10 protein-coding genes are annotated in these 12,994 nt (G+C 59.8%); 6 read left to right on the top strand and 4 right to left on the bottom strand.

The genetic code is table 11. The annotated features are described in order from the left end of the window. The first annotated feature begins 40 nt into the window (after nt 1-40). Together ACN0RV_RS11850 and ACN0RV_RS11845 are read left to right on the top strand one after the other, a co-directional pair. Nucleotides 41-220 carry a hypothetical protein gene (locus ACN0RV_RS11850; RefSeq protein ID WP_417347803.1) on the top strand — a complete coding sequence of 60 codons (180 nt, stop codon included), beginning with the start codon at nt 41-43 and terminating at the stop codon, nt 218-220. Between the two features lie 22 nt (nt 221-242). Next, a complete protein-coding gene (locus ACN0RV_RS11845; RefSeq protein WP_417347802.1) occupies nt 243-1,454 on the top strand; it encodes an MFS transporter in 1,212 nt (403 codons plus the stop codon). Here the strand turns inward: ACN0RV_RS11845 and ACN0RV_RS11840 are convergent. From ACN0RV_RS11840 to ACN0RV_RS11830, 3 genes are read right to left on the bottom strand one after another with little or no spacing between them, the layout of a single operon-like run. Next, nucleotides 1,442-2,842, bottom strand: coding sequence for an efflux transporter outer membrane subunit (locus ACN0RV_RS11840; RefSeq protein WP_417347801.1), 1,401 nt, complete (start codon nt 2,840-2,842; stop codon nt 1,442-1,444). The two genes, ACN0RV_RS11845 and ACN0RV_RS11840, sit on opposite strands and share 13 nt — an antisense overlap. After that, nucleotides 2,839-5,979 (bottom strand): efflux RND transporter permease subunit, encoded by a 3,141-nt coding sequence (locus ACN0RV_RS11835; RefSeq protein WP_417347800.1) that lies wholly within the window; start codon nt 5,977-5,979, stop codon nt 2,839-2,841. The genes ACN0RV_RS11840 and ACN0RV_RS11835 overlap by 4 nt, the downstream gene beginning before the upstream one ends. Continuing rightward, entirely contained in the window at nt 5,979-7,205 is a 1,227-nt protein-coding gene (locus ACN0RV_RS11830) for an efflux RND transporter periplasmic adaptor subunit (protein WP_417347799.1), read from the bottom strand. Before ACN0RV_RS11830 ends, ACN0RV_RS11835 begins: the two co-directional genes overlap by 1 nt. 311 nt (nt 7,206-7,516) lie before the next feature. Between ACN0RV_RS11830 and ACN0RV_RS11825 the strand changes: the two genes are divergently transcribed. The 3 genes from ACN0RV_RS11825 to ACN0RV_RS11815 all read left to right on the top strand — a co-directional run bounded on the left by ACN0RV_RS11825 (nt 7,517) and on the right by ACN0RV_RS11815 (nt 11,588). Then, nucleotides 7,517-9,349: a DUF885 domain-containing protein gene (locus ACN0RV_RS11825; RefSeq protein ID WP_417347798.1), complete on the top strand. Its 1,833-nt coding sequence runs from the start codon at nt 7,517-7,519 to the stop codon at nt 9,347-9,349. 488 nt (nt 9,350-9,837) lie between these two features. Continuing rightward, nucleotides 9,838-10,818: an MDR family oxidoreductase gene (locus ACN0RV_RS11820; RefSeq protein WP_417347797.1), complete on the top strand. Its 981-nt coding sequence runs from the start codon at nt 9,838-9,840 to the stop codon at nt 10,816-10,818. A 131-nt stretch (nt 10,819-10,949) separates the two neighbouring features. Continuing rightward, nucleotides 10,950-11,588, top strand: a complete 639-nt coding sequence (locus ACN0RV_RS11815) for a hypothetical protein (protein WP_417347796.1) — start codon at nt 10,950-10,952, stop codon at nt 11,586-11,588. A 22-nt stretch (nt 11,589-11,610) separates the two neighbouring features. On the opposite strand, the gene ACN0RV_RS11810 is transcribed toward ACN0RV_RS11815, so the two are convergent. Continuing rightward, nucleotides 11,611-12,537 (bottom strand): LysR family transcriptional regulator, encoded by a 927-nt coding sequence (locus tag ACN0RV_RS11810; RefSeq protein WP_417347795.1) that lies wholly within the window; start codon nt 12,535-12,537, stop codon nt 11,611-11,613. 272 nt (nt 12,538-12,809) lie between these two features. Between ACN0RV_RS11810 and ACN0RV_RS11805 the strand changes: the two genes are divergently transcribed. Beyond that, on the top strand, nt 12,810-12,994 hold a 185-nt coding region (locus ACN0RV_RS11805), incomplete at its 3' end, for a twin-arginine translocation signal domain-containing protein (RefSeq protein ID WP_417347794.1).

Raw genomic sequence — 12,994 nt, 5'->3', positions numbered from 1 at the left:
AGGCGTAGAATTTGCCCACTTTTTTGGTCGAGGTGGTGTTGTGGGCTCTCAATCCCTGCTGATGCAGCTAGTGCGGATGGCACTGGTGCTGGTCCTGGTGCTGATTGTGGTAAACCGGTGCGATCCCCTGCTGGAGGCGTTTGCCAGTCAGGCGATGGGGTCAGGGTGCCACTCCACCGGTGGCAGCGGCCATCACGCCAACCACCACCACAACCACTGAGCATTGCCGGAGTAGAGTCACCATGAGTATTTTCCGTTTCCCCCTGTTGGTGTGGATGGGCATCGGCGTGCTGATCATCAGCCTGGGCATTCGCCAGTCATTCGGCATCTTCCTCTCTCCGATGGTGATGGATTTTGGCACTGGCCGGGAGTTCTTCTCCTTCGCCATCGCCCTGCAGAACCTGTTGTTTGGCGCTTTTCAGCCCTTTGTGGGGATGGCGGCAGACCGATTCGGCCCCAGCCGCATCATTGTGGCGGGCGCCATCGCGTATGGCTCGGGCTTGTTGCTGACCGCCCTGACCACCCAGCCCGACTGGCTCTATGTCTCCCTGGGGGGGCTGGTGGGCCTGGGACTCAGTGCCACCAGCTATGTGATCATCCTGGGGGCGGTGGCCCGGGCGGTGCCCGCCGAGCACGCGGCCAAGGCGTTTGGCCTGACGACGGCGGCAGGCTCCTTCGGCATGTTTGCGGTGATCCCCGGCGCCCAAGCGTTGCTGACCCACTTCGACTGGCGGGTCACCATGGAGCTGTTCGCCGTGGCCTGCACCCTGATGGTGGCCTTTGCCTCCTTCATCAAGCCAGCCTCTGGGGAGGGTTCTGCTGTGGCCGAACCCCAGGACAGCCAGACCCTGAAACAGGCCCTGAAAGAGGCGTTTCGCCATCGCGGTTACTGGTTTATCCATGCGGGGTTTTTCGTCTGCGGCTTTCACGTGATGTTCATCGCCACCCATCTGCCCAGCTACCTGGCGGACAAGGGGTTGTCGGCCCAGGTGGCTGCCCTGGCACTGGCCTATGTGGGGATTTTTAACATCTTCGGCTCCTACTTCTGGGGCCTGATGGGGGATCACTTCGATAAGCGCTACGTGATGACCGCTCTTTACCTGGCGCGCACCGTGGTGATTGCCGCCTTCGTGACCCTGCCAGTCACCGATGCCACCGCCTCGCTGTTCGGTGCCGCCATCGGTTTCTGCTGGCTGGGCACCGTGCCGCTGACTTCAGGCCTGGTCAGGCAGATTTTCGGTGCCCGTTACCTCTCCACCCTCTATGGGCTGGTGTTCTTTACCCACCAGGTGGGCAGTTTCCTGGGGGCCTGGGCCGGTGGTTGCATCTACGACCACTACGGCACCTATGAACCCATCTGGTGGAGCACCGTGGTGCTGGCCTTTGCGGCCGCCCTGCTGCACCTGCCCATCGACGCCCGGCCTGTCACCAGGCTGCAGCCTCAGCCCGCCTGAGTGGGCTCCGGGGCGGCGGCCAGGCCGCCCCCCAGGGCGCGGTAGAGGTTGATGTGGGCCAGCAATTGGTCCCTTTGCAGCTGGCTCAGGGCCAGCTGGGCGCTGAACAGCTGACGCTGGGCGTCCAGCAGATCCAGTGAGGTGGCCACCCCGTTCAGGTACCTGAGCCTGGCCAGACGGACATACTCCTGTGAGGCGTTGACCAGCTCCTGCTGCGCTTCCATGGCGCTCTGAGCGCGGCGGACACTGGCCAGGGCATCACTCACCTCGGTGTAGGCGGTCAGCACCGTTTCCCGGTAGGCCAGCTCCGCTTGCCTTAGCTCTTCGGCGGCGATGCGTTTCTGGGCATTGAGTTTGCCTGAATTGAACAGGGGCTGGGTGAGGCCACCAAGCAGACTCCAGGTCACCCCTTCACTGTCGAGAATGTCTCCCAAATTTTCGCTCTCGATGCCATAGCTGCCGCTGATGGTGAAGCTGGGCAACAGGGCCGCTTCCGCTACTCCGAGAGAGGCGTTGGCGGCGATCAGCTGCTGCTCGGCCACCGCCACATCGGGTCGCTGGCTGAGCATGTCCGACGGTACCCCGATGGCCAGCACGTCGGTGATCCCCAGGGCGGACAGCCCTTGTGGCATCTGATACTGGGTCTCCAGCTGGTAGCTGCCCAGCAGTAGCTTCAGCTGATTCTGCTTCTGGTGGCGATCAAAGTCCAAAGCGGGCAGGGTGGTTCGGGCGGACTGATACTCCACCTCAGCCTGACGCACCTCCAGTCCGGAGATCACCCCGTTCTCTTTCCTTAACCGCGCCAGCTTCAACTCCTCCAATCTGACTCTGGCGGTGTCTTTGGAGATGCGGTAGCGCTGCTCGATGTCCAGCCACTCGTAGTAGCGGCTGGCCACGTCGCTCACCAGGCTCAGGGTGGTCAGGTTCAATTGCTGTTTGCTGCTGAGCAACTGGGCGTAACTGGCGTCACTGCGGCGGCGGTTGGCGCCCCAGAGATCCACCTCCCAGCTCACCATGCCGTCCAGGTTAAAGGTGTCGGCGATCTCCGGATCGCTGCTGGTCAGTCCGCTGTCGCTCTCCCGCTCGGCGGACAGGCCGAGGCTGAGCTCAGGGTAGAGGGCGGCGTCGGTGACCGTGGTCTGTTCCCGGGCTGCCTGAAGCCTGGAGCGGGTGATCTCCAGGCTGAGGTTGTCCTTCAGCGCCTGGTCTATCAGTTGTTGCAGCTGTGGATCGAGGAAGAACTGGCGCCAGGGCAGGGTGCCCAGGTGGGCGCCAACGCCAGGTGTCGCGTCGAAGTGCTCCGGCAGCGGCAGCTCCGGGCGCTGATAGTCGGGGCCGACGGCACAGCCGCTGAGGGCCAGGGCGAGAGTCAGGGGCAGCAGTCTCATGGGCGTGCCTCCTCTGTCTGTACCTGCTCAGGCGTTGGCGGCCTGTTGCGGGATCTCAGCCATCCGGCGCAGGTGACAAAGAACAGGGGCACCAGCACGATGCCGATGCTGGTGGCCAGAATCATCCCGCCGAGAATGGGGATGGCGATAGACTGACGGCTGACCGCGCCAGGGCCGGTGGAGAGCACCAGTGGCAGCACCCCAAGTATGAAGGCCATGGAGGTCATCAGGATGGGGCGGAAACGCAATGCCGCCGCTTCCAGGGCAGCCTCAACCCGGGAACGCCCCTGCTGATGCAGCTGGTTGGCAAACTCGACGATCAGGATGGAGTTCTTGGCGGCCATGCCGATGAGGGCGATAAAGGCGATTTGGAAGAACAGATTGCTCTCCATGCCACTGACCATGGTGGCAGACGCCGCCCCCAGCATGGCCACCGGGGCGATCAGCAGCACCGCCACCGGGATGGTCCAGCTCTCATAGAGGGCGGCCAGGAACAGGAACACGAACACCAGGGCCAGGGTGACGGCGACGGCGGTCTGGTTGGCGGATTGCACCTCCTGGTAGGTCAGGCCGCTCCACTCGTAGCGGAAGGTGTTGGGCAGCAGGGGCTTGGCAACCCGCTCGATAGCCTTGATCACATCACCGGTGGCATAGCCCGGTGCCGGGGTGACGTTGATGGAAGCGCTGGAGAACATGTTGTAGTGGGTGACCGACGCCGGCCCCACGCTGTAGTCATATTCGGCCAGCACGCCGATGGGCACCATGGCGCCACTGCTGGAGCGCACATAGAAGTCCTTTATCTGGTCCGGGAACTGGCGGTACTCCTGCTCCGCCTGGATCTTCACCCGGTACACCCGGCCAAACAGGTTGAAGTCGTTGACCGTGGAGGAGTCGGTGAAGGTCTTGATGGTGCTGTAGATGTCGGACACGGTGACGCCGATGGCCATCGCCTTGGCCTCATCCACCGACAGTTTCAACTGCGGAATGGCCGATTGCAGGGAGAGCCCGGCCCGGGACACTTCCGGCTGGCGTTTGAGCTGCTCCACCAGCTCCTTGGCGTTCTCAATCAGTCCCTCGAAGTTGGTGCCCGAGGTGTCCTGCAACTCCATCTCCACCCCGGAGCCGTTGCCGAGTCCCGGCACCGCCGAGGGCAGGTAGAGGCTGAACTCCGCCTCCAGCACCTGGTGCAGATCCTTCTGCAGTTGATGCATCACCTTCTTGACCGTGTACCCCTCGCCTTTGCGCTGCTCCCAGGGCGTGAGGATCACCTCAAACTGGCCGTTGGCCTGGTTGGAGCCGGAGCGGCGGTTCTCCCCCGCCAGGGTAAAGGAGTAGGCCACCGCCGGATGGGCCATCACGTATTGCTCAGCCTTCTTCAGCACCTCCTGGGTGCGGTTGACCGTGGAGCCGTCGGGCAGGGTCATGTCGATGAAGAAGCGCCCCTGATCCTCGTCCGGCATGAAGCTGGCGGGCAGCTGGTTCATGATCAGGTACACCCCGCCCACCATGATGGCGAAGGCCAGGTAGCTGCGCTTGGCGTGAGACTGGGTCAGCCCCACCAGGGAGACGTAGCGGTTGGTGGCGGAGTCCAGTACCCGGTTTATCCAGCGGAACAGAGCGTTGGGTTTGCTCTCTTCGGCGGTGAGCAGGATGGCACACAGGGCTGGGCTCAGGGTCAGGGCCACCAGGGTGGAGAGCAGCACCGACACGGTAATGGCCACGGCGAACTCCCGGTACATGATGCCGGTGATCCCAGCCAGGAAAGAGACGGGAACAAACACCGCCGCCAGTACCAGACTGGTGGCCACCAGGGCACCGGAGAGCTCCTTCATGGCGACTTTGGTGGCCGCCGAGGCACTCAGCCCCTTCTCCTTCATCAGTCGTTCGACGTTTTCCACCACCACAATGGCGTCATCCACCACGATGCCGATGGCCAGCACCAGGGCCAGCAGGCTGACGGTGTTGATGGTAAAGCCAAAGGCCAGCATCGCTGCCAGGGTGCCTATCAGGGACACGGGTACGGCGATGGCGGGGATCAGGGTGGCGCGCCAGTTCTGCAGGAACAGATAGACTACGGCCACCACCAGGATCAGCGCCTCGACCAGGGTCTTGACCACCTCGGAGATGGAGTCCTCGATAAACTCCGAGGCGTCATAGAACACCTGCCACTCCACTCCGGCGGGGAACTTGGTGGCCAGCTCCGCCATGGTCTCCTTCACCTTGCGGGTCACCTCCAGGGCGTTGGCCCCGGGCAGCAGGTAGACCTGGACGATGGTGGCGTTGGCGCCGTTGAGCTGGGATTGCAGGGTGTAGGCGGAGGAACCCAGCTCGATGCGGGCGATGTCGCGCAGGCGGATCAGTGAGCCATCGGCGTCGGCGCGGACAATGATCTCGTTGAACTGTTGCACATTGGAGAGGCGGCCGGCGGCGGTGATGGGCAGGGTCAGTGACAGCTGGTCGCTGTTGGGCTGAGTGCCTATGGTGCCCGCAGGGCTCTCTTTGTTCTGCGCCTTGATGGCGCCAATCACGTCTGAAGTGGTCAGGCCGTAGCCGGCCATCATGTCCGGCTTGAGCCAGATGCGCATGGAGTAGCTGCGCGAGCCGGTGTTACGGGTGCGGCCCACCCCAGGGATCCGTTTCAGTGCCGAGGTGATGTTGATGGTGGCGTAGTTACTCAGGTAGATCTCATCGAAGCGTTCATCGTCAGAGGTCAGCGCCAGCTTCAGCAGCTCCACCGAGGCTTCCTTGGAGACCGACACCCCTTCGGTCTGCACATCGATGGGCAGGCTGCCGAACGCCTGTTGGGTGGCGTTCTGCACATCCACCGCCGCCAGGTCCGGGCTGGTGCCCACATCGAAGGTGATGGTGACGTTGGTGCTGCCAGAGTTGGTGCTCTTGGAGCTCATGTAGATCATGTTGGGCACCCCGTTGACCTCCTGCTCCAGCGGGGTGGCCACTGACTCGGCGGCGGTCACCGAGGTGGCGCCCGGGTAGGATGCGGAGATCTTTACCTGGGGCGGGGTGATGTAGGGGTATTGATCGATGGGCAGCTGGAACATGGCCACCAGTCCCAGCAGGACGATGACGATGGAGATGACGCTGGCAAAGACCGGACGATTGACGAAGAACTGGGCCATCACTCCTGCTCCTGTGCCTGTTGCTGCTCAATCTGCTGCTGCTCCAGGGCCTGGGCTTTCTCCTTGGCATCCTCCCTGGACTGGTACTCCTCGGCGGTCAGGGGCTCGGCCAACTGACCGTGCTGTACCCTATGCATCCCCTCGATGATCACCAGCTCGCCGGCGCGCAGGCCACTCTTGACCACCACGCCCTCCTCACCCTGATGTTCGATGACGATAAAGCGACGCTCTACCTTGTTGTCCGGCAACACCACCATCACGTAGACGCCCCCCTGGTCCACCCGGGTGGCTTTCTGGGGAATGACGATGGCGTTCTCCAGTTCCGAGAGCTTGATGCGGGCGTTGGTGTACTGGCCGGGGAGCAGTTCCCGGTCCGGGTTGGGCAGTACCGCCCGAACCTCGAAGGTGCCGGTGTCCGGGTTGACCGAGGGGTCGGTAAAGCTGACGTCCCCCCAATAGCGGTATTCGCTGTTGTCCGGCAGGGTGATGCGCACGAAGCCTTCGACGGTCTTGCCTTCGGTTTCCGCTTCCCGCTTAGCCCGCTCACTGACGATGCGCCGCCGGGCGTTGAGGTAGTCCAGGGCCGACATGTTGAAGTTGACGTAGATGGGGTCCACCTGGCGCACCCGGGTCAGCAGCGACTGTCCCTGGCTGCCCACCAGGGCACCGATGTCCACCTCGGAGCGACTCACCAGACCATCGATGGGAGCCTGGATCTTGGTGTAGCTCAGCTCCAGCTCGGCTTCTTCCAGCTCCGCCTTGGAGGCGGCCAGGTTGGATTTAGCCTGGGACAAAGCGGAGAGGGCGTTGTCGTAGTCCAGTTGGCTGGCGGCGTCCTGCTCATAGAGGGGGCGCAGCCGGTCGGCGTCACGCTGGGCCTTCTCCAAGATGCTGCGCTGGGACGCCAGTTTGGCCTTGAGTCGGTTAACCACCGCCAGGTAGGGCTTGTCATCGATCTGATAGAGCGGGTCTCCCGCCTTAACGGCACTGCCCTCGACGAAGATGCGCTCCTCCACGAAGCCGTTGATTCGAGCTCGTACTTCCACATCCAGCGAGGCCCGGGTGACCCCCACATAGTTGCCGTAGAGGGGCACCGTGGCGGTTTGCACCTCCTCCACGACCACCAGCTTGGGTTCGATGGTGACCTGGGGTTTCTGGCAGCCGGACAGGGTCAGAGCGGCGAGAGCGAGCAGCGTCAGCGAAAGGGGGAAGCGAGTAGCCATCATTGCATCCTGCAACTGTCTTTTTTTGGAGTGTCGCCAGCCAAAGTCGCTGGCGAGAATGTAACCCTCATACTAGAGCTTAAGCACTTATTATTTCAATGGATATTCCTGTATTCCGTCTAAAGTCTCGACCCAGCTTCTCTCGCAAGTTTGTCCGTCGTGCGGGTCCCGCTCGCTTACCAGCGTCCTATTTTGCGACCGATTTGGTTAATGACACTCTGTAGTATTTTGAAACGTAAACAAATTGTAGCGAGCCTTCTGGCCTGATAGCTTGCAGACTGAGCATAAACTTGGTTCAGTTCAGGGATGATGACATGAAAAAAATGCTGAAGCGGGCCGGGATCGGTCTGCTGTCGATAACTCTGTTGGGCGGGGCCTTTGCCGCCCATGAGTGGTATGCCGAGAAACCTTTCTTATTCCGTAACTTCGTTGACCGTACCCTGGTAAAGATGGCCTTTGACAGCCCGGAAACCCTCACCTCCCTGGGCTTTCTCGAGTCCGTCGGTATCAAGGGGCATAACGCCAGGCTGGATGATACCAGCCCCGAGCACAGCGATGAGCAACTGAATACCCTCCTGGATGCCCGGCGGGTGCTGATGACCTACGAAGATGCTGATCTGAGCGATGAGGACCGCCTTTCCAAGGAGGTGGCACTCTATCTACTGAACTTCATGGATGAAGCCAAGACGTTCCGTCATCACAACTACCCGGTAAACCAGATGTTTGGGGTGCAGAGCGCCTTCCCCAGCTTTATGCAGTCAAAGCATCAGGTGACCAGCAGTGGCGATGCGGAGCACTACCTGGCCCGTTTGGAGCAGGTGGAGCGTAAGTTTCTCCAGTACCTGGAGGGGCTGAAGCTGCGGGAGGAGAAGGGGATCATTCCCCCCCGTTTCGTGATTGACCGGGTTTTGGCGGAGATGCGCGGCTTCGTGAATACCCCGGTGACACAGAACATCCTCTACACCTCCCTGGCCGAGAAGCTGGACAAGGTGGATGGGCTGCCACAGGAGGAGAAACAGGGCTTGCTGGCGGGGGCCGAGGAGCGAATTGAACATCGGGTGTACCCGGCTTACCACGGCTTTATCGCCTACTTCGAGCAGTTGCACGGCAAGGCGGGAGAGGACGCTGGATTGTGGTGCCTCCCCCAGGGCGAGCAAGCCTATGAGGCGGCGCTGAGGCTGTTTACCACCACAGATTACAGTGCCGGTGAGATTCATAACCTGGGCCTGTCTGAGGTGGATCGCATTCAGTCGCGAATGATGGCGATACTGGCCGCTGAGGGGGTCGATACTCAGGCTGGTTTTGCTGCGGCCATGGAAGCCCTCTCCTCCGACTCTCGCTTCTACTACCAGGATACTGACCAGGGGCGTCAGCAGATCCTGGAAGACTATCAACGCATCCTGGATGAGATCGATGCCGGCATAGCCCAGGCATTCAACCTTCGTCCTGCGGTGGGGATGGAAGTTAAGCGGATTCCGGCGTTTAAGGAGAAGACATCACCGGGTGCCTACTATGAGCAGCCCGCCCTGGATGGCAGTCGTCCCGGGCGTTTCTACGCCAATCTCTACGACATCAAGGCCACTCCCACCTACTCCATGCGCACTCTGGCCTACCATGAGGGAATTCCCGGTCATCACTTCCAGATCGCTATCGCCATGGAGTTGGAGGGGCTGCCCTTTTTCCGCCGTGTCTCCCCCTTTACCGCCTATGTCGAGGGTTGGGCCCTCTATGCTGAGCAACTGGCCTGGGAGATGGGCTTTCAGCAGCAACCTCTGGATAACCTGGGCAGGCTGCAGGCCGAACTGTTCCGCGCCGTGCGTCTGGTGGTGGACACCGGTCTGCACGCCAAGCGCTGGACCCGGGAGCAGGCGATTGACTACATGCTGGCCAACACCGGCATGGCAGAGTCTGATGTCATCGCCGAGGTGGAGCGATACATCGTGATGCCCGGTCAGGCCACCGCCTACAAGGTGGGGATGATGAAGATTCTGGAGCTGCGCCATCGGGCTCAGCAGGCCCTGGGCGAGCAGTTTAATCTGGCGGCGTTCCACGATGTGGTACTTCGTAATGGCGCCCTGCCGCTGGACATTCTCGATCGCCTGGTGAATGACTACATTGCCCGGGAACGGTCGCTGGCGGTGAACTGAACTGGCAACTCGGCCGAGCAGCGGCTCAGACCTTACTCGGCTTGAGTGAAGCTTAACCTGCTCAGGGTGCCGCAATGCGTGATTAACCGATAAAAGTTTCAACCTGATATTACGGTTGTTGTGGTGATCCTGTGGCTATGTCATTTATTTGCGATGTGTAATTTCCAGACAGGGTGCGGCTTACGCTTGTCATCTATGCTCGCTGGCCGGGGACAAAAAGTGAGAGCCTGGTCGGAAACTGTACGAAAAAAATCAGATTCAACTTGGGTGACTATGATTTGTGAGTGAGTTGGCGTTATGGAATGTGGTTCAATCCGTGAGCAATGTCTCTGTGGCTAAAGTCCCATTGCTATCGGGATCACGACCTGAAAGATTGGCGTTATATGCATGGGAGATATGCAGTGAATTCAGTTTTTTTGCACCTATATCTGTCTTAAGCTTATCCAAACATCGTCTTAAGCGATCTTATTTCTCAAAGGAATCCCACTATGTTTAATGCGCTTGTCCTGACCCAGGAGGAGAAAACCACCAAAGCCCAGATTCAACAGCTACAGGAGAGCGATCTGCCTGAAGGTGATGTACTGGTCGAGGTGGAAGCGTCTTCTCTTAATTACAAAGATGGTCTGGCTGTGACTGGCACCGGCAAAATCATTCGGGATTTCCCCATGGTGCCGGGTATCGATTTTGCTGGTCGGGTCATCGAGTCCAGTGACGAGCGTTACAAAGCGGGTGATCAGGTCATTTTGACTGGCTGGGGGGTGGGTGAACGCCATTGGGGCGGCATGGCGGAGCGTGCGCGCGTGAAGGCGGACTGGCTGGTACCCATGCCTGCCAACTGCGACGCCAACAAGGCGATGATGATCGGTACCGCCGGCCTGACCGCCATGCTCTGTGTTCAGGCCCTGCTGGATGGTGGTGTGAAGCCTGAAGACGGCGAAGTGCTGGTGACCGGTGCCAGTGGCGGCGTGGGCTCTGTGGCCGTGACCCTGCTGGCACAGCTGGGTTACAAAGTGGTGGCTTCCACCGGTCGCGTCGAAGAGAACGCCAAGCTGCTGCGTCAGTTGGGTGCCGAAGAGATTATTGAGCGCAGTGAGCTGGAAGTTCAGGCCCGCCCGCTGGAGCGCCAGCGTTGGGCCGGTGTCGTGGACACCGTGGGCAGTCAGGTACTGGCTCATGCCCTGTCTCAGGTAAATTACGGCGGCACCGCCGCAATCTGCGGTCTGGCTGGTGGTCATCTGTTGCCTACCACAGTGATGCCATTCATCCTGCGCAATGTGCGTCTTCAGGGGGTGGACTCCGTGGCCTGCCCCTATGATCAGCGACTGGCTGCGTGGAAGAAGGCCCTGGATATTCTGCCTGAGTCTTTCTACGAGCAGGCTTGCCACAGCATTGGCCTGGGACAGGTAGCCGATTACGCCCATAAGATTGTGCGTGGTCAGGTAACCGGTCGAGTGATCATTACCCTCTGATTTTGATCTCCGTCCAGAGATCGTGATCCGCCCCCTGGGGCGGATTTTTTATGCCTGATTGTCGGGCCTCACCAGGCCTTCCGTGCTCTGAATGGTATAGAGTAAAGCCAGTGAACAGGGAGGAGACTTCGGTGAACAAGCAGAGATTAAAAGCTGTGGAGAGTGAGTTTCTATCGGTGTATCCGGACGGGTTTGCGGAGCCTGAACTGGTGAAGCTGGGGAAAAAGCACCAGATGGCCCTTCGGGTAAAACAATCCCAGGAGTTCTTCGCCCCGGAATGTTTCGCTCAACCTCAATTGGTGGCAGAGAATATGGTCAAGACCATAACCCGCTCTTCCATGGTGTCTGTGTTCGAAAAACCCAGGCTAAGGGATTGGGTGAAGGGGATGACCCATCAGGAGCGTGAGAGTTATGCCCTGGCGCTACGGGATATGCTGCACGGGGACAAGGAGTATGGGTTTAATATCATGCTGGACCTGCTCAGGCCCGCTAAATTGGCCAAATGGTCGCTGATGACCATATTGCCCTGTTATTACGCCCCCGATGAAGAGGTGTTTGTTAAGCCCACCACAGCGAAAGGGGTCATCCGTTACTTTGATCTCAAGGGGTTGGAATATAAGCCTGCTCCGACTTACGAGTTTTATCTCAATTATCGAAAACAGATACTGGCGATGAAACAGATGGTATCCCCATCTCTTCAATCCAGTAACGCGGCGTTTTGCGGTTTTCTGATGATGATGACCCAGCCGGGGAGCGGCCCCTCTCGCTGATAGCGGGAGGGTGCATGGGAGATCAGCTCAGCTGGCCATCCAGCAGGGGAGAGGTGGCATCGGTGATCAACTCTCTGAGCCAGCGCTGGGCCGGGTCCTCACCGGTGCGGGAGTGCCAGAACAGGTGGTAGTCGATGGGAGGCAGGGGGAAGGGCAGGGGCTTCACCACCAGATCATGCTGCACCCCCGCCTGTTCGGCCAGCCCAGAGGGCAGGGTCAGCAGCAGTGGCTGATGTTTGAGCAGCACCAGGGCATTGCCCAGACTTGGGGTACGCAGCAGCATCCGGTGGTCGCTCAGGCCCGCCATGGCATCGTCCATCAGAGCTTTCACGCCGTCACTCACTGCCACTACGGCGGACGGGTATTCTCTGAAATGATCCGGCTCGAGAAGGGCATCGGCCAGAGGGTGTTCTTTGGCCACCACGGCCCGTAGGCCAACCAGCCCCAAATTGCGGCTCATCAGAGGGGCGCTCTTTCCTGGCGCCCGGCAGATGGCCAGGTCCACCCCTTCACTGCCCAGCTGGGTTTTCAGATCCCTGTGTTGTACCGGCAGCACTTCCAGGTTCACATCTGGCGCCTCGGTGTAGAGCCGTTCCAGGATGGCGGGCATCAGAGCCTGCAGGGCAAAGTCGGTTACCGCAATGGTGAAGGTCTGTTGGCACTGCGCCGGGTCGAATACCCTGGGGGAGAGCAGATGACTCAGCTCAGCGATGGGCGCCTGCAACTTCTGCTGGCAATCCAGGGCGAACTGAGTGGGCTGCAGTCGGGTTCCTACCCGGGTAAACAGCGGATCCCCCAGCATCTCTCTTAACCTGGCCAGCACCCGGCTGGTGGCAGACTGGCTCAGGTGCAGACGTTTGGCGGCCTGGGTCACGCTGCCCTCCTCTATCAGTACCTGAAGGGCGACAAGCAGACTGAGGTCGCGCCGGTACAACTCTTCTAGTTCCATTGTCTTCCGTTATTTTGGCTGTTGTTGACGACACAATATCAGGGGAAAGAAAGTAATGATTCTTTTCAAGGGGAAAAACATGAGCTGAAATTTAGTTTGGAATGGGTTCCAAAAGAGGATGGAATATATATATTCTCTTTATAAATTTGATTGGTCTCTCTATTTTTCAAAAGGTTCAAACTCTTTTAGTAAGAAATAACAGATCCTCCCGTTTTGGAACTGGTTCCACTTTTACACTGGCCCCGAGATAACCAAACAAGGGTGAGAACCAGATGAGTAAAGTTAATCTGCTAGGACGCCGTAACTTCATTAAAGGGCTGGGTGCAGCGGGTGCAGTAATGGCAGCGCCTGCCATGGCGGCCTCTGTCAACGCCAAAGGTGTGAAGTGGGACGAGACTGTAGAAATCGCCATTATCGGCTCCGGCTTCGCCGGTCTGGCCGCAGGCATCGAAGCAGC

This window comes from Ferrimonas sp. (assembly GCF_048263965.1).
Classification (GTDB): domain Bacteria; phylum Pseudomonadota; class Gammaproteobacteria; order Enterobacterales; family Shewanellaceae; genus Ferrimonas.
The sequence above is the reverse complement of the archived record's forward strand: the minus strand, read 5'-3'. Positions and strand labels throughout refer to the sequence as shown.